17 protein-coding genes are annotated in these 15,589 nt (G+C 68.9%); 12 read left to right on the forward strand and 5 right to left on the reverse strand.

The window, feature by feature from the left end; translation table 11 throughout:
* Positions 1–50 precede the first annotated feature (50 nt).
* From VEC11_RS07860 to VEC11_RS07870, 3 genes are all read left to right on the forward strand, one after another.
* Positions 51–968 carry a sulfite exporter TauE/SafE family protein gene (locus tag VEC11_RS07860; protein WP_464130143.1) on the forward strand — a complete coding sequence of 306 codons (918 nt, stop codon included), beginning with the start codon at positions 51–53 and terminating at the stop codon, positions 966–968.
* Positions 965–1,753, forward strand: a complete 789-nt coding sequence (locus VEC11_RS07865) for a TIGR02186 family protein (protein WP_464130144.1) — start codon at positions 965–967, stop codon at positions 1,751–1,753. The genes VEC11_RS07860 and VEC11_RS07865 overlap by 4 nt, the downstream gene beginning before the upstream one ends.
* Before the next feature lie 127 nt (positions 1,754–1,880).
* On the forward strand, positions 1,881–3,575 hold the full coding sequence (locus tag VEC11_RS07870) for an ATP-binding protein (RefSeq protein WP_464130145.1): 1,695 nt from the start codon (positions 1,881–1,883) through the stop codon (positions 3,573–3,575).
* Between the two features lie 129 nt (positions 3,576–3,704).
* On the opposite strand, the gene VEC11_RS07875 is transcribed toward VEC11_RS07870, so the two are convergent.
* Entirely contained in the window at positions 3,705–5,222 is a 1,518-nt protein-coding gene (locus tag VEC11_RS07875; protein ID WP_464130146.1) for a M23 family metallopeptidase, read from the reverse strand.
* A gap of 220 nt (positions 5,223–5,442) precedes the next feature.
* On the opposite strand from VEC11_RS07875, the gene VEC11_RS07880 reads away from it, so the two are divergent.
* From VEC11_RS07880 to VEC11_RS07910, 7 genes are all read left to right on the forward strand, one after another.
* Entirely contained in the window at positions 5,443–7,941 is a 2,499-nt protein-coding gene (locus VEC11_RS07880; protein WP_464130147.1) for a helicase-related protein, read from the forward strand.
* Positions 7,934–8,221: an RNA-binding S4 domain-containing protein gene (locus tag VEC11_RS07885; protein WP_464130148.1), complete on the forward strand. Its 288-nt coding sequence runs from the start codon at positions 7,934–7,936 to the stop codon at positions 8,219–8,221. The genes VEC11_RS07880 and VEC11_RS07885 overlap by 8 nt, the downstream gene beginning before the upstream one ends.
* 31 nt (positions 8,222–8,252) lie before the next feature.
* Complete coding sequence (gene fdxA / locus VEC11_RS07890; RefSeq protein WP_464130149.1) at positions 8,253–8,591, forward strand: ferredoxin FdxA; 339 nt, start codon at positions 8,253–8,255, stop codon at positions 8,589–8,591.
* Complete coding sequence (locus VEC11_RS07895; protein WP_464130150.1) at positions 8,591–8,998, forward strand: DoxX family protein; 408 nt, start codon at positions 8,591–8,593, stop codon at positions 8,996–8,998. The genes fdxA and VEC11_RS07895 overlap by 1 nt, the downstream gene beginning before the upstream one ends.
* 275 nt (positions 8,999–9,273) lie before the next feature.
* Complete coding sequence (locus VEC11_RS07900; RefSeq protein ID WP_464130151.1) at positions 9,274–9,807, forward strand: CarD family transcriptional regulator; 534 nt, start codon at positions 9,274–9,276, stop codon at positions 9,805–9,807.
* Positions 9,808–9,948: 141 nt separating this feature from the next.
* Positions 9,949–10,698 carry a head GIN domain-containing protein gene (locus tag VEC11_RS07905; protein WP_464130152.1) on the forward strand — a complete coding sequence of 250 codons (750 nt, stop codon included), beginning with the start codon at positions 9,949–9,951 and terminating at the stop codon, positions 10,696–10,698.
* A gap of 49 nt (positions 10,699–10,747) precedes the next feature.
* Positions 10,748–11,476: a GIN domain-containing protein gene (locus tag VEC11_RS07910; protein ID WP_464130153.1), complete on the forward strand. Its 729-nt coding sequence runs from the start codon at positions 10,748–10,750 to the stop codon at positions 11,474–11,476.
* Here VEC11_RS07910 and VEC11_RS07915 read toward each other — a convergent pair.
* Positions 11,453–11,860 carry a DUF1489 family protein gene (locus VEC11_RS07915; protein ID WP_464130154.1) on the reverse strand — a complete coding sequence of 136 codons (408 nt, stop codon included), beginning with the start codon at positions 11,858–11,860 and terminating at the stop codon, positions 11,453–11,455. The two genes, VEC11_RS07910 and VEC11_RS07915, sit on opposite strands and share 24 nt — an antisense overlap.
* Before the next feature lie 31 nt (positions 11,861–11,891).
* A complete protein-coding gene (mgtE, locus tag VEC11_RS07920) occupies positions 11,892–13,319 on the reverse strand; it encodes a magnesium transporter (RefSeq protein WP_464130155.1) in 1,428 nt (475 codons plus the stop codon).
* Positions 13,320–13,429: 110 nt separating this feature from the next.
* Here mgtE and VEC11_RS07925 point away from each other — a divergent pair, with 110 nt between their 5' ends.
* On the forward strand, positions 13,430–13,888 hold the full coding sequence (locus VEC11_RS07925; protein WP_464130156.1) for a peptidylprolyl isomerase: 459 nt from the start codon (positions 13,430–13,432) through the stop codon (positions 13,886–13,888).
* Positions 13,889–13,900: 12 nt separating this feature from the next.
* The gene (locus tag VEC11_RS07930) at positions 13,901–14,659 is read left to right on the forward strand and encodes an SDR family NAD(P)-dependent oxidoreductase (RefSeq protein WP_464130157.1); all 759 of its coding nucleotides are present in this window, start codon (positions 13,901–13,903) and stop codon (positions 14,657–14,659) included.
* Here the strand turns inward: VEC11_RS07930 and msrB are convergent.
* Both msrB and VEC11_RS07940 read right to left on the reverse strand, forming a co-directional pair.
* The gene (gene msrB, locus VEC11_RS07935) at positions 14,656–15,153 is read right to left on the reverse strand and encodes a peptide-methionine (R)-S-oxide reductase MsrB (RefSeq protein ID WP_464130158.1); all 498 of its coding nucleotides are present in this window, start codon (positions 15,151–15,153) and stop codon (positions 14,656–14,658) included. The genes VEC11_RS07930 and msrB overlap by 4 nt on opposite strands.
* A gap of 23 nt (positions 15,154–15,176) precedes the next feature.
* Positions 15,177–15,575, reverse strand: a complete 399-nt coding sequence (locus VEC11_RS07940) for a cupin domain-containing protein (RefSeq protein ID WP_464130159.1) — start codon at positions 15,573–15,575, stop codon at positions 15,177–15,179.
* Between the last annotated feature and the right edge of the window lie 14 nt (positions 15,576–15,589).

Below are 15,589 nucleotides of genomic sequence, written 5' to 3' on the forward strand. Positions count from 1 at the left end.
CCCGGCTTCACCTTCCGCGCGCGGCTGATCCCGATTAGGGTCCACGGCCCATGGACCTTTATCTGCCGATCGCGGGCCTGTCGGTGAACGCTTTGGTCATCATCGGCCTCGGCGGGCTGGTCGGCCTGCTCACCGGCATGGTCGGCGTCGGCGGCGGTTTCCTGACCACGCCGATCCTGATCTTCTACGGCATCCCGCCGGCCGTGGCGGTGGCCTCGGCGACGACGCAGATCACCGGCACCAGCATTTCCGGCGTGCTCGCCCATCGCCGCCGCCGCGGCGTCGACGTCCATATGGGCGCGGTGATCATCGCCGGCGGCGTCATGGGCTCGATCCTCGGCGGCTTCCTGTTCCGCCTGCTCCAGCAGCTCGGCCAGATCGATACCGTCATCTCGATCCTCTACGTCGTCCTGCTCTCCTCCATCGGAATCCTCATGGCGAAGGAGGCGGCGACCGCGCTCGGCATCCTGAAGCCCTCGGAGCGGGCGCTCGAGCGCGGCCGGCGGCGGCACAATCCGATCATCGCCGCCTTGCCCTTCCGCTGGCGCTTCTACCGTTCGGGCCTCTACATCTCGCCGCTGGCGCCGCTCGGCCTCGGCTTCATCTCCGGCATGCTCACCGTCCTGCTCGGCGTCGGCGGCGGCTTCATCATGGTGCCGGCGATGATCTATCTGCTCGGCATGTCAGCCGCCGTCGTCGTCGGCACCTCTTTGCTGCAGATCCTGTTCGTCACCGCGATCACCACCATCGTCCACGCCACGACCACGCGCTCGGTCGACATCGTCCTTGCCGGGCTGCTGCTGCTCGGCTCCGTGATCGGCGCCCAATATGGCGCCCGGCTCGCGCAGAAAATGAAGCCCGAATTGCTGCGCATGATCCTCGCCATCGTCGTCCTCGGCGTCGCCTTCCGGCTCGGCCTCCAGCTCACCTACCGCCCGGAGGAGATTTACACGGTGCAGATGCTGTGAGGCGCGCGCGGATCATCCTGCTGGGCCTGCTCGCCCCGCTCATCCTCGGCCAGGCGCAGCCCCGCTCGCGCGAGGCGCAGCCGCGCCTCGTGCCTGACGTGTCGCAGGAGCATATCGAGATCCGCTATTCCTTCACCGGAGCCGAATTGCTGCTGTTCGGCGCGATCCTCTATCCCGGCGGCCAGACCCCGGCGCGGCCGCCGGACATCGCCGTCGTGGTCAAGGGGCCGCTCGAGCGGATCGTGCTCCGCGAGAAGCAGCGCGTCGCCGGCATCTGGATGAACGTCGAGCGGGTCCGCTTCCGCTCCGCCCCGGCCTTCTACGCGGTCGCCTCGTCGCGGCCGCTTGCGCAGCTGCTCAACGAGCGCACCGCCTCGATCTACGAGCTCGGCCTCGACAATCTCCAGCTCTCTCCGGGCGGCGGCGTCTCCAGCGAGGTCATGCGCCGCTTCGAATCCGGCCTGATCGACCTCAGGCGCCGCAACCAGCTCTATGCGGAATATCCGAGCGGCGTGGAGATCCGCCAGGGCGTCCTCTACTCCGCCCGCATCCGGATCCCCGCCCGCGTGCCGGTGGGCAATTATACGGCGGAGACCTTCCTGATCTCCAACGGCCGGGTCATCGCCGGCGCCGCTCGCGACATCCGCATCGAGAAGCTGGGCTTCGAGGGCTTCGTCGCCAACGCTGCCGAACATTGGTCGCTGACCTACGGCATCGTCTGCGTCGCTCTGGCCCTGCTGCTCGGCTGGGGCGCGAGCGCGCTCTTCCAGCGCCGCTACGCCTAATTTTCCGCCCGCGCGGAGGCTGTGCCGGCCCGCTCCCCCGGGCCCCCGCAACATCACGCCAAACAAGAGAAATCTCTTATTTACTCTCTTCGTCTAGACACCGGTGCCAGCACTCAGAGGCGCCCGAATGACCGACGCGATGAATCTGCACAATTTCCCGGCACGCGACGACCTGCCGGAGACCGGGCCCGTACCGCCCGCGCCGCGTCCCGGCCTCGTTCCGCGCCATGAGCCGATCGGCCAGATCATCGAGGTGGGGGGCAGCGGCGCCTGCGTCGAGATTTCCGGCCACCGCCTGTTCGAGCTGGCCGAAGACAAGGACCCGTCGATCGCCATGTCCGGGCAGGTCGGCAGCCAGATCAAGATCGGCGCCGGCAATCGCTGGCTGCTCGCCAACGTCCGCAAGCTGAAGGTGACGGACGCCGAGGCCGGCAACATCACCGCCGAGATCGACTTCCTCGGCGAGGGCGACGAGGACCGCCAGACCGGCCGCCTCGTCAACTTCAAGCGCGGCATCACCTCCTATCCGATCCCCGGCAGCAAGGCCTATCCGGTCTCCGGCGACGACCTGAAGCAGATGTTCGCCGCCGACGAGCGCGCCCATGTCGAGATCGGCACCGTCTATCCGACCAAGGATGTCCGCGCCGCCCTCTATGTCGACGCCCTGCTCGGCAAGCATTTCGCCCTGCTCGGCTCGACCGGCACCGGCAAGTCGACCAGCGCCGCCCTGATCATGCACCGGATCTGCGACATGAGCCCCGAGGGCCATATCGTGATGGTCGATCCGCACGGCGAATATTCGGCCGCGTTCAAGGGCCATGGCGAATTGTTCAACGTCGACAATCTCGCCATGCCCTACTGGCTGATGAACTTTGAGGAGCATTGCGAGGTGTTCGTGACCTCGCAGGGCGCCGACCGCCAGCAGGACATGGACATCCTCGCCAAATGCCTGCTGCAGGCGCGCGCCAAGAATCGGGCGGCGGAAGGGCTCTCCAAGCTCACCGTGGATTCGCCCATCCCCTACACCTTGTCGGACCTCACCAACGCGATCACCGCCGAGATGGGCCTGCTCAACAAGGCCACCGACACCGCGCCCTTCATGCGGCTCAAGACCAAGATCGACGAGCTGAAGTCCGACCCGCGCTACCAGTTCATGTTCTCGGGCATGCTGATCGCGGACACGATGGGCAGCTTCATCTCGAAGATCTTCCGCCTGCCCGCCAAAGGCAAGCCGATCTCGATCATCGACGTCTCCGGCGTCCCCTCCGACATCGTCTCGGTCGTGGTCGCGGTGCTCTCCCGGCTGGTCTTCGACTATGCGATCTGGTCGCGCTCCGAGGTGCAGCGCCCCGTCCTGCTCGTCTGCGAGGAGGCGCACCGCTACATCCCGTCCGACAAGAGTTCGGCCGGCCAGGCGGTGCGCAAGATCCTCGAGCGGATCGCCAAGGAAGGCCGCAAGTACGGCGTCTCGCTGGGCCTGATCACGCAGCGCCCGTCCGACCTTGCCGAGGGCGTGCTCTCGCAATGCGGCACGATCATCGCGATGCGCCTCAACAACGACCGCGACCAGGCCTTCGTGAAGTCGGCCATGCCGGAAGGCTCGCGCGGCTTCCTCGACGTCATCCCGGCGCTCAGGAACCGGGAGTGCATCGTCTGCGGCGAGGGCGTCTCGATCCCGATCCGGGTCAGCTTCGACGATCTCGAGCGCGACCGCTGCCCGGCCTCGTCCGACCCGCTCTTCTCGTCGCTCTGGAGGCAGACCGGCGAGGAAGAGGCGATGGTCTCCCGCGTCGTCAAGCGCTGGCGCGCCCAGGGGCGGTAACGCACCGTCCCCGGAGTCATCCCGGCGAAGGCCGGGACCCATTGAACCTTGCTGCGGGAAGAAGGGGCGAAGGCGCTTTCGGCCGCCCTCTCAACCCGTGTGCATGGGTCCCGGCTTTCGCCGGGATGACTAAGCGGGGTTTCTCGTGGACGCCGAGGCAGGCCGCGACTGCGCCTGCGCCGCGCCGACCGGCGTGCCGAGCAGCCCGCGCAGCCGCGTGCGGAACGCTGCCAGGTCGCTCCCCGACAGAGCCGAGCGGGCGACGAAGCGCACCGAGCGCGGATTGATCGTCACCCCGTTCCGGTAGGTCTCGAAGTGGAGATGCGGCCCGGTCGAGAGGCCGGTCGAGCCGATATAGCCGATCACCTGCCCCTGCCGCACGCGCGTGCCCGGCGAGACCGCGATCCGGCTCATATGCGAATAGGAGGTGGCGAGGCCGCCGGCATGGTTGAGCCGGACCTGGTTGCCATAGCCGCCCGCCCAGCCGGCGCGGCTGACGGTGCCGTCGGCCACCGCCACGATCGGCGTCCCGTAGCCGCCGCGGAAATCGAGCCCGCGATGCATGCGCGCATAGCCGAGGATCGGGTGCATCCTGAGGCCGTAGCTGGAGCTGACCGAACCCGGCACGGGCTGGGTCATGCCGCCGCCCGTCTGCCGCCCGGCCCCCGACGCTTCGAACCACTGGCTCTGGCCGTCGGCATTGGCCCATTGCATCAGCTGCAGGCTGCGCCCGCTCGTCCGGATCAGGCCGGCATAGAGCAATTGCCCGGTCTCGACCTCGCCGGTGGCGGCGCGGCGATGCTCGATGATGATGTCGAACATGTCGCCCGCGCCGATCCCGGCGGGAACCTGCACCTGCGTGTTGAGCGCGCGGATATAGGCCTCGACCACGCGCGCCGGCACGCCCGCGGCCCGCGCCGAGCGGTATAGGCTGGCGCCGACCCGGCCCTGGATGCGCAGCGGCGTCTCGTCGACCCGGATTGGGATCTCGTTCAGCGTCAGCAGGCCGTTCGCACGCACGATCTCGACGCGCAGGTCGAAGCGGGCGCGGAAGGCGAGCCGCTCGAGCGGCCGCGCCACGCTCGGCTCCGGCCGGCGACCGAGGCGGATGTCGACGGTCGCGCCGGGCCTTAGCTCGGTCGAGATGCTCGCCAGCAGGGTGGCGACATGGTCGGCCTCGCTGCCGCCGACGCCGGCGCGCTGCAGGATCGTGGCGACGCCGTCGCCGCGGCCCACGGTGGCGCGCAGGTCGACGATCGGCCGCTCGGGACTCTGGCTCAGGGGCTCGACGGCGTCGGTCGCCGCCATCCGCCGGCCGGTGCCGGCGCCATAGGCCAAAGGCTGGATCGAGACCGCCTGCGCGGCCTCCAGCTGGACATCGGTATAGGGGGCGGGGCTCTCGCCCGGGACCGGCTGGATGCCGGGGCTCAGCGCCCAGGCGCCATAGCAGAGCGCGCCGCAGGTCAAGAGGCCGCGGAACCATTCGCGCGAGCCGATCCGCTGGCCGAGATCGACGACCAGGTCGACATTGGCAAAGCGGCCGCTGCGCGGCGCCAGGCCCTTGCTACCGAAGCTCTGGCGAAGCAGGGGCGGCTGTCGCAGCGACGGCAGCTCGAGCGCCAGCTGTCCGCGGCCGCCGGCCGTCACGCCGCTGAGTTCCTTTATCTGATACAAGGCCGGCTGGTCCCCGCGCACCCGAAAAGCCCGCCGCGCACCCCGCCCGGCTGGCGGCAGGACTGTGAAGAAAACAGGTTAAAGTCAAATTACGCTTTTCCGCCTCCCGCTCCCTCTGCGGCAGGGCGAAAGCGGCGCGGGGCGAGTAGCATAGGTAGTTGCGCTTTGCCGCAGGCTTCACGATCTTGGGGCGATGAACGCCGCGCTGAAGGCCATTCTCGGCCCGACCAACACCGGCAAGACGCATCTGGCGGTCGAGCGCATGTGCGGGCACAGCTCCGGCATGATCGGTTTCCCGCTGCGTCTCCTGGCGCGCGAGGTCTACGACCGGGTGGTGAAGCTGAAGGGCGCGAACCAGGTCGCGCTGATCACCGGCGAGGAGAAGATCGTTCCGCGCGACGCGCGCTGGTTCCTTGCCACCGCGGAATCGATGCCGATGGAGCGTGATTTCGCCTTCGTCGCGCTGGATGAGGGCCAGCTCGGCGCCGATCCCGAGCGCGGCCATGTCTTCACCGACCGGATGCTCCACGCCCGCGGCCGCGAGGAGACGATGATCCTCGGCTCCGAGACGCTGAAGCCGATGGTTCGCGCCCTCCTGCCCGACGCCGAGATCACCACCCGGCCGCGTTTCTCCACGCTGTCCTGGGTCGGCCCGGCCAAGCTTTCCCGGCTGCCGCCGCGCTCGGCCATCGTCGCCTTCTCCGCCGAGCAGGTCTATGCGGTCGCCGAGATGCTGCGCCGGATGCGCGGCGGCGCGGCGGTGGTAATGGGCGCGCTCTCGCCCAGGACCCGCAACGCCCAGGTCGCCATGTACCAGGCCGGGGAGGTCGACTATCTGGTCGCCACCGACGCGATCGGCATGGGCCTCAATATGGACGTCGACCATGTCGCCTTCGCCGGCCTCTCCAAGTATGACGGCCATCGGCGCCGGCGCCTCACCGCCGCCGAAATGGCGCAGATCGCCGGCCGCGCCGGCCGCCACCAGCGCGACGGCACGTTCGGCGCGCTCACCCTGGAAGGCGACCTGCTCGCCGAATTCCGGCCCGAGGAGATCGAGCGGATCGAGGAGCATCGCTTCGCGCCCCTGGAGTTTGTCTACTGGCGCGAGAGCAGTCTCGACTTCCGCAGCGTCGAGGATCTTATCAAGTCGCTGGAGCGGCGCCCGGTCCGCCGCGAGGTCCGCGCCGCGCCCGAGGCGGTGGACCTGTCGGTGCTCAAATTGCTCTCCTCCGATCCCGAGGTGATCGCGCGGGCGACGTCGCCGGAGCTCGTGCGCCGGCTGTGGGCCGCCTGCGGCCTGCCCGACTTCCGCAAGACCGGCCCCGAGCATCACAGTCGCCTCGTCGCCCGCCTCTACACCCATCTCGCGGAAGGCGGCGGCCATATCCCGCAAAGCTGGTATGCCGAGCAGGTCGCCCGGCTCGACAATGTCCAGGGCGACATCGAGACGCTCGCCGACCGGATCGCGAGCGTCCGGACCTGGGCCTATATCGCCCACCGCTCGGACTGGCTGGCCAATCCCGAGACCATGGCCGAGCGCACCATGGCGGTGGAGGAGAAGCTCTCCGACGCCTTGCACGAGCGCCTCACCCAGCGCTTCGTCGACCGTCGGACCTCGGTCCTGATGCGCGATGTCGGCAAGGGCGCCGGCGAATTCCCGGTGCAGATCGACGAGGAGGGCGAGGTCAGCGTCGGCACCTATGCGATCGGCCGGCTCAACGGCTTTTCCTTCGAGGTCGATCCCACGGCCCGCCATGCCGACCGCAAGATGCTGCTCGCCACCGCCGAGCGGCGGCTCGGCCATGAATATGAGAAGCGCGCCGCCGCTCTGGTCGCCGACAAGGACCAGCATTTCACCCTGCGCACCGAGCCCGGCGCGCCGGTCGCGATTCTCTGGCGCGGGCACGAGGTGGCGCGGCTCGGGCCCGGCAAGAACCTGCTCTCGCCGCGCATCCAGCTCGACCGGCGGATCGACCGGGTGTCGGAAAAGGGCCGCGAGGCGGTGATCCTGCGCCTCAAGGACTGGCTCCGGCGCGGCGCCGAGGCGGTGCTCGGCCCGCTGCGCGCCGCCGGCCATGCCGCGCAGGATCCCGGGGCGCCCCCTGCCGTGCGCGCGCTCCTCGCCTTGCTCGTCGACGAGGGCGGGATCGTCGCGCGCGAGGCGGTCGCGGGCGCGCTCGGCGCGCTCGACAAGGAGCAGAGGCGCGCGGTGACTGGCTTCGGCGTCCGCATCGGCGCGCTCGACCTGTTCATGCCGGCGGTGCTGAAGCCGGAGGCGATGCGCTGGCGCGCCGCCTTCCGCGCCGCCGCCTCTGGCCAGGAGATGCCGGCGCTGCCGCCGCACAATGCCGTGGTCCTGCCGACGCCGCCCGACCGCGCCCTGCTCGGCCGGCTGGGCTTCCGTGCGATCGGCCCGCAGATGATCCGCGTCGACATGGCCGAGCGGATCGCGGCCCGCGCCCATGAGGCCCGCGCCGCCGGCGACGAAGCGGAGCCGCTCGACCCCGCCTTCGTCACCTCGCTCGGCCTGGCGCCCGAGGCGGTGGCGAAGCTGATGCGCGACATCGGCTTCCGCCCCAGCGAGGCCGCGCCTTACTGGGTCTGGCGCGGCCGCGAGCGCCGCCGCCGGCCGCGCGGCCCGGACAAGGGCTCGCACCATTTCGCCGCCCTCGCCGAGCTCCGCCGTGGCTGAAGCCCCCGGGAGTCTGCGGCTCGACAAGTTCCTCTGGTTCGCCCGCATCGTGAAGACCCGCGCCCTGGCGCAGGCCATGGCAGAGGACGGCCGCCTGCGCCTCAACGGCCGCGTCGTCGACAAGGCCCATGCCCCGGTCCGCACCGGCGACGTGCTGAGCTTCGCCCGCCATGGCGCGGTTCGCGTGCTGAAGATCGAGGCGCTCCCCCTCCGCCGCGGCCCGGCCGCCGAAGCCCGCATGCTCTATTCGGAATTGACGAGCGAAGCCGGCCAAGCCTAGGGATTCCGGTCTCTGGGGAGAGAAGACCGACATGACCTACGTCGTTACCGATGCCTGCATCCGCTGCAAATATATGGACTGTGTCGAGGTCTGCCCTGTCGACTGCTTCTACGAGGGCGAGAATATGCTCGTCATCAACCCCAGCGAATGCATCGACTGCGGCGTCTGCGAGCCCGAATGCCCGGCCGAGGCGATCCTCCCCGACACGGAGAGCGGGCTGGAGCAGTGGCTGGAGGTGAACGCCACCTATTCCGCCGAATGGCCGAACATCACCCGCAAAAAGGACAGCCCCGCCGACGCCGACGAGCATAAGGGCGAGGAAGGCAAGTTCGACAAATATTTCACCGCCAATCCGGGCGAGGGCGACTGATGAACGCGGGGATCATGCTCGCGGTCCTGAGGATCGTCACCGGTCTCCTCTTCTTCGAACATGGTCTCCAGAAATTCGCGAGCTTCCCGCCGGGCCCCGCGGCGGGCATGGGCTGGACCTTTGCCAATCTGGGTGCCTGGGCGGGAATCATCGAGCTGGTTTGCGGCCTGCTGATCGCCATCGGCCTGTTCACCCGCGCCGCCGCCTTCCTGGCCTCGGGCACGATGGCGGTCGCCTATTGGTATGCGCATGCGCCGCAGAATTTCTTCCCCGTCAACAATGGCGGCGACGCGGCGATCCTCTACTGCTTCGTCTTCCTCTATCTGGTTTTCGCCGGCGCCGGCCCGCTCAGCGTCGATGCGGCCCGCGCCAATCGGACGCCGCCGCCCGCGCCGCCCCAGCCCTGATCGTTTCAGGCTGAATCAGCCCGGAGCGTGAATCGAGGGCTGCACGCCAGGATGCCTTGATCTGAATCAGGCGCTTTGGTTGCGTGTTGCAACGCAGCGCTAGATTTCTCGGCAATTTCCTGCTATATAGGCGCTCTCGAAGCGGGTGTTTGCGCATCCGCGTCCCGCTGATCGTTAGAAAGATTTGCCGCGCCAACGACCTTCGAACTGCGTCTTTTGGGGCAGATGCACTTTGAATCGTTCTCGCGGCCGCATTCCATAGGAAGGTCTCATTGATGGCAACGAAGGCGTTGAGCTTCGACGTTGGCGATTATGTCGTTTACCCCAAGCATGGCGTTGGCCGTGTGATCGAGCTGCAGAGCACGGATATCGCGGGCATGGAGCTCGAGCTTTATGTGCTGCGCTTCGAGAAGGAAAAGATGACGCTGCGCGTTCCGACCAACAAGGCGGAAAGCGTCGGCATGCGCAAATTGTCATCCGACAAGACCATGCAGGAGGCGCTCGCCACCCTGAAGGGCAAGCCCAAGGTGAAGCGCACCATGTGGTCGCGCCGCGCCCAGGAATATGAGGCGAAGATCAACTCGGGCGACCTCGTGTCGATCGCCGAGGTGGTCCGCGACCTGTTCCGCCCGGACGACGCGCCCGAGCAGTCCTATTCCGAGCGGCAGATCTTCGAGGCCGCCTCCACCCGCCTGGCCCGCGAGCTCGGCGCGATGGAGGAGATCGACGAGAAGGCGGCGCTCGAGAAATTGCTCGACATCCTGAACAAGGCCGCGGTCGTCCATCACAAGATCCGCATCGAGGCCTGAACGGGACGCTGACGGGTCCCGATGGGAACTGTCAGGTTCGTGAACTTCGAAGGGGCGGTCCGGCAGCGGGCCGCCCTTTTTTCTGCTTGCCCTGCGACATTTGTAACTGTATTGTATCGATAACACAGCAGGAGATACCCGATGCGCAGCCTGTTCCTCACCGCGGCCTCCGCCATCCTCGCCGCCTGCACCGCCGGCGCCCGGGAGAATGCGAGCGGCCAGGGGAGCGGCAGCGCCGCTTCGACCGGCACCGCGACCAGCCGCGATTTTCAGGTCGGCGCGTTCGACAAGATCAATCTCACCGGCGCCGCCAACGTGTTGGTCGCGGTCGGCGGGCAGCCGTCGGTTCGAGCCGAGGGCGATGCCGCCCTCATCGAGAGGCTGGAGATTGCGGTCGTCGGTGGGGAGCTGCGCATCGGCATGCGGGAAGGCAGCTGGTCGGGCAATCGGGGCGGCGTGACCGTCCGGGTCACGGTGCCCAGCTTGCAGGCCGCGTCGCTCGCCGGCGCCGGCGACATGAACATCGACCGCATCCAGGGCGACCGCTTCACCGCGGCAATCGGCGGCGCCGGCGACCTCGACATCGCCCAGCTACGCGTCGCCAGTGCCAGCTTCACCGTCTCCGGGGCGGGCAGCATGCGCGCCGCCGGCGGGGCACAGCAGGCTGAGGCGACGCTCAGGGGGGTCGGCAATCTCAACCTGAACGGCTTCGAAGCCAGGGACGCGACCGTCGCCTTGAGCGGCACCGGCAGCGTCGAGCTTCGGGCGACCGGCACAGCACAGGTCCGGCTGTCCGGCGTCGGCAGCGTCGCGATCCAGGGTGGCGCGCGCTGCACCGTCCAGAGGAGCGGCCTCGGCCATGTCAGCTGCGACGGCAACGATATCAGCTAGCCTTCGGCGCGATCATTGACGATTCACGATTAGGCGTCATGGTCCGCCCATGACCCGCCTCACCCTCGCGCTGCTGACGCTCGCCGCTCTGGCCGCCCCGGCCCGGGCCGCCGACCGCGCCATCCCGGTCGCGGACTTCAACCGGCTGATCGTCGAGGGCCCCTATCGCGTCGAGCTCATTGTCGGCCGGCCCACGACGGCGGTCGCGAGCGGCTCGCGCGAGGGCCTCGACCGGGTGAGCATCGAGACCACCGGCCAGACGCTGCGCATCCGCCCGCGCCGCAACCTCTGGGGCGCGAATGCGGCGGCGGATCCCGGCCCGGTCACGATCCGGCTCACCACCCGCGTCCTGCGCTCGGCGCGGCTGCTCGGCCCGGCCGTGCTGGACGTCGGGGGCGCACGCGCGGGCACGGCCGGCCTCGCGATCGACTTCATGGTCGAGGGCAGCGGCACGCTCAGGGTCACGGGGCTCGACGCCGACGCGCTCTCGCTCGGCCTGCTCGGCGCCGGCTCGCTGGAGGTGGCGGGCACGGCCAGGAGCGTGCGCGGCCAGTTCCAGGGCACGGGCAGCGTCGCCGCCGCCAATCTCGCCGCCGACACCGCCACGATCACCACCAACACGGTCGGCGCGGTCGCCCTCCGGGTGAATGGCCGCGCGGAGATCAATGCCTATGGCCTCGGCACGGTCACGATCGGCGGCACGCCGGCCTGCGTGCTCAGCGGCCCGGGCGCGGCCAACGTCCGCTGCGGCGGCTCAGACCAGGGCCAGGCTCGCTAATTTGCCGAGCAAAGCCGGCGGCAGCGCGTCCAGCCCGTCCGGTTCCCCGTCCAGATCGGGCGGCGCATCGGCCGCGGCGAGGTAGCGCCAGCCCTGGTGCGCGCGCTTCGGATGCAGGCGCACGCGCACCAGTTCCGGATCGAGCCTGATGATGGTCCGCCCGTCGCTCTCGCGGACCGCGAAGCCGAGGATCCGGTTCCGGGCGATCAGCCGATGTTTGACGATCCAGTAGAGCGACCCGCCGATCAGCTCATCCGCGCGCTTCGGCATGAACCGCGTGACCAGCGGTACGATGCCGTCCGCAAGCCGCGACTGCTGCCGTCTGGCCAGGGTGTCGACGCTCGCGCAACTGAACGCAACCTTCGAGAGATGCAGATGTGCCACGGAATTTTAATGGGAAGCCAAGGGCTTGCGATCAACCCACCAGGCCGGACGCCACCGCCAGCCCGAGGAAGACCAGGAAGCCCATCGAATCGGTCGTCATCGTCACGAACACGGACGAGGCCACGGCCGGGTCCGCCCCGGCTTTTTCCAGGGTCAGCGGCACGAGCACGCCGGCGAGGCCCGCAATGACGATATTGGCCATCATCGCCGCCGCGATCACGCCGCCCAGCGCGGGATTGCGGAAGACGAGGCTGACGCCGATGCCGATCACCAGCGCCACGCTGAGGCCGTTGAGCAAAGCGACCCGGATCTCGCGCCCGACCGCGCGCCAGCTGTTCGACCGGGTCAGCTGGTTGGTGGCGAGCGCGCGCACCGTCACGGCGAGCGTCTGCGTCCCGGCATTGCCGCCGACCCCGGCGACGATCGGCATCAGGGTGGCCAGCGCCACCATCTGCGTGATCGCGCCCTCGAAGAAGCTGATGATCGTCGAGGCGACGAGCGCGGTGACCAGATTGGCGAGCAGCCAGCGCACCCGCGCCTTGTAGGAATCGAGAACGGGCTCGTTGATGTCGCCCTCGACGCCGGCGCCGGAGAGCAGGAGCGCGTCCTCGCTCGCTTCCTCCTGGATGATATGGGCGACGTCGTCCGCGGTGATCATGCCGACCAGCCGCCCGGCCTGGTCGACCACCGCCGCCGAGATCAGAGCATATTTCTGGAAGCGGAGCGCTACCTCCTCCTGGTCCATGTCGACCGGGATCAGGGTCTGCTCGCGCTGCATGACGTCGGCGACGGCGATCCGCCGCGGCGTGCGCAGGATCCAGGAGAGCAGGCAGGTGCCGACCGGCCGGTGCGCCGGATCGACCACGAACACCTCCCAGAAATCGGTGGTGAGCTCGTCGCCGGCGCGGAGGAAGTCGATGATGTGGCCGACGGTCCAGTGCTCGGGCACGGCGACCGCGTCGCGCCGCATCAGGCGGCCGGCCGAATCCTCGGGATAGGAGAGCGCCTCCTCGATCGCCGCGCGGTCGTCGGGATCGAGCGCGCGGAGGACGGCGCGCTGCTCCTCCTCCTCAAGATCCTCGATCAGCGCGACGGCGTCGTCCGTCTCCAGCTCGCCGGCAATCTCCGCGACCTCGTGCGGCTCGAGCTCGTCGATCAGCTCCTCGCGCACCCACTCGTTCATCTCGGCGAGCACGTCGCCGTCGAGCAGGTCGGCCAGAGCGGCGGCGAGCGAGCGGCGATGGTCGCTGCCCACCAGCTCGAACAAATCGGCGATGTCGGCCGGATGCAGCGGCTCGACCAGGGCGCGGGCGCCCTCGGGATCGCCGGCCTCGAGCCGCTCGATCACCTCGTCGACATATTCGGGGCGGAGCCGGTCGTCCTCGTCGAGCCGGGTCTCGTCGGCCGGCGCTGCCGCCAGGCCTTCCGCTTCGGAGGCTTCGAGGTCGCTGTCGCTCATCTCGCTCCTCCTCCGGTTCGCGTGTTGGCTGGGTTCGTGGGCGCTTCCTAGGCCGGAGCGCTTGCCCTGTCGATACACCAAGCCTAAGCCCCGCGCCGAAGGAGAATCCCATGTCCGAACAGAACACGCTCGTCTTCAATCTCGACAGCGGCGGCGACGTCGTCATCCGCCTGCGCCCCGATCTTGCGCCGCAGCATGTCGAGCGCATCCGCGAGCTGGCCAGAGAGGGCTTTTACGACGGCGTGATCTTCCACCGCGTCATCGACGGCTTCATGGCACAGGGCGGCGACCCGACGGGGACGGGCATGGGCGGCTCCGACAGGCCGGACCTGCCGGCCGAGTTCAGCGACGAGCCGCATGTCCGCGGCACCGCCTCGATGGCGCGCGCGCAGAATCCGAACAGCGCCAACAGCCAGTTCTTCATCTGCTTCGAGGATTGCGGTTTCCTCGACGGCCAGTACACCGTCTGGGGTGAGGTGGTGGAGGGCATGGAGCATGTCGACAATCTGCCCAAGGGGGAGCCGCCCCGCGCGCCCGGCAAGATCGTCAAGGCGAGCCTGCGCGACTAGGGGATCGAAGCCATGAGCCGGCCCGTCACGCTCATCACCGGAGCGTCTGCGGGTCTCGGCGCCGAGTTCGCGCGGCAATGCGTGAAACGGGGTCACGCCATTGCCCTCGCCGCGCGCCGCCGGGACCGCATGGAGGCGCTTGCCGCAGAGATTGGCGGCGATGTCCACATCTTCGAGGCTGACCTGTCAAAGGCCGGCGCCGCCGCCAGCCTGATCGCGGAGCTCGAGGCGGAAGGCCTGGCCGTCGTCACCTTGATCAACAATGCCGGCTTTGGCCTCGGGGGCAGGTTCGCGGACCGGCCGCTCGAGCGGCTCAGCGAGATGATCGACCTCAACGTCCGCACCCTGACCGAGCTCTGCCATCTGGTCCTCCCCGGCATGCGCGAACGCGGTGCGGGCGCGATCCTCAACGTCGCCTCGACTGCCGCCTTCCAGCCGGGCCCGAACATGGCGGTCTATTATGCGACCAAGGCCTATGTCCTCTCCTTCACCGAGGCGCTCCATCACGAGCTGAAGGGGACCGGCATCGCCGTCTCCGCGCTCTGCCCCGGCCCGACCGAAAGCGAGTTCAGCGACGTCGCCGACTCGCACAGCCCGACGCTCGAACGGATGAAGGTGCCTGCGGCGGGAGTCGTGGCGGCGGGCCTTGAGGGCCTCGCCGCGAACAAGGCGGTCGTGATCCCCGGCTTCAAGAACAAGGTCGGCGCCCAGATGAGCCGCATCCTGCCGCGCTCGACGATGCGGAACATCATCGGGCGGATCAAGGTCTAGGCGGGCGCGGCGCCCTCCCAGGGCTGTCCTTCCGGTGCCCCGCGGCCGAGCTTGTCGGGAAGCGGCTCGCCCTTCGGCGTGAACTCCAGCGACACCGAATTGATGCAATAGCGAAGCCCGGTCGGCGGCGGCCCGTCCGGGAAGACGTGCCCCTGGTGGGAGCCGCAGCGCGCGCAGACGATCTCGGTCCGCACCGTGAAATGGCTGCGGTCCTCGATTTCCCGCAGATGGCCCTCGGCGAAGGGCGAGGTGAAGCTCGGCCAGCCGGTGCCGCTGTCGAACTTGGTGCCGCCCTTGAACAAAGGCAGGCCGCAAAGCGCGCAGCAATAGACGCCCTCGCGCTTCTCGGTGAGGAAGATGCCGCAGAAGGGCGCTTCCGTGCCGTGATCGAGCAGCACGCGGCGGGCGTCGTCGTCGAGCTGCGCGGCGAGCGCCCCGAACTGCGCCTCGGAGGGCGGGGTGAGATCGAAGGCGAGTGTGGCGGTATCGGTCATGACCAGGTCCTTTTTTCCGGTCGTCAGGGGGCGAATTCGACGAGCGGTCGGCCCTTCTCTAGCACGTAGGTGGCGAGTTCGCTCCCCTGCCCGGTGCCGACATTTCGTGCGGAGTGATAGACGCCAGCCGGCACGAACAGAACCTCGCCGGCAGCGAGCGTCACGGCCGCCTGGCCCTGGAGCTGATATTCGAGCCTGCCCTCGAGCACGTAGATGATCTCCTCGCCCGGATGGCGGTGCGCGGGAAAGCTCGCGCCGGGGGCGAAGTCGATGCGCGCCTGAATCGTCTCGCGGCCGGGGATGCTGAGATCGTGGCGCTGAAGATCGGTGCGTGTGGAGCCCGGCGGACGCGGGGCCTGGGCCGAAAGGGCGAGGGTGCTGCCCAGGGCAAGCGCGATCGCCGCGAAATAGCTGGTGCGCACAAGGGGTCTCCTTC

The sequence above is a fragment of the Allosphingosinicella sp. genome, from assembly GCF_035626655.1.
In the GTDB taxonomy this organism is placed as follows: Bacteria; Pseudomonadota; Alphaproteobacteria; order Sphingomonadales; family Sphingomonadaceae; genus Allosphingosinicella.

Coding starts and splice junctions, on each gene's coding strand:
- VEC11_RS07895 (WP_464130150.1), top strand. CDS start 8,591: ATGAACGCGGGGATCATGCTCGCGGTCCTGAGGATCGTCACCGGTCTC.
- VEC11_RS07930 (WP_464130157.1), top strand. CDS start 13,901: ATGAGCCGGCCCGTCACGCTCATCACCGGAGCGTCTGCGGGTCTCGGC.
- VEC11_RS07925 (WP_464130156.1), top strand. CDS start 13,430: ATGTCCGAACAGAACACGCTCGTCTTCAATCTCGACAGCGGCGGCGAC.
- VEC11_RS07860 (WP_464130143.1), top strand. CDS start 51: ATGGACCTTTATCTGCCGATCGCGGGCCTGTCGGTGAACGCTTTGGTC.
- VEC11_RS07905 (WP_464130152.1), top strand. CDS start 9,949: ATGCGCAGCCTGTTCCTCACCGCGGCCTCCGCCATCCTCGCCGCCTGC.
- VEC11_RS07900 (WP_464130151.1), top strand. CDS start 9,274: ATGGCAACGAAGGCGTTGAGCTTCGACGTTGGCGATTATGTCGTTTAC.
- VEC11_RS07870 (WP_464130145.1), top strand. CDS start 1,881: ATGACCGACGCGATGAATCTGCACAATTTCCCGGCACGCGACGACCTG.
- VEC11_RS07880 (WP_464130147.1), top strand. CDS start 5,443: ATGAACGCCGCGCTGAAGGCCATTCTCGGCCCGACCAACACCGGCAAG.
- mgtE (WP_464130155.1), bottom strand. CDS start 13,319: ATGAGCGACAGCGACCTCGAAGCCTCCGAAGCGGAAGGCCTGGCGGCA.
- fdxA (WP_464130149.1), top strand. CDS start 8,253: ATGACCTACGTCGTTACCGATGCCTGCATCCGCTGCAAATATATGGAC.
- msrB (WP_464130158.1), bottom strand. CDS start 15,153: ATGACCGATACCGCCACACTCGCCTTCGATCTCACCCCGCCCTCCGAG.
- VEC11_RS07910 (WP_464130153.1), top strand. CDS start 10,748: ATGACCCGCCTCACCCTCGCGCTGCTGACGCTCGCCGCTCTGGCCGCC.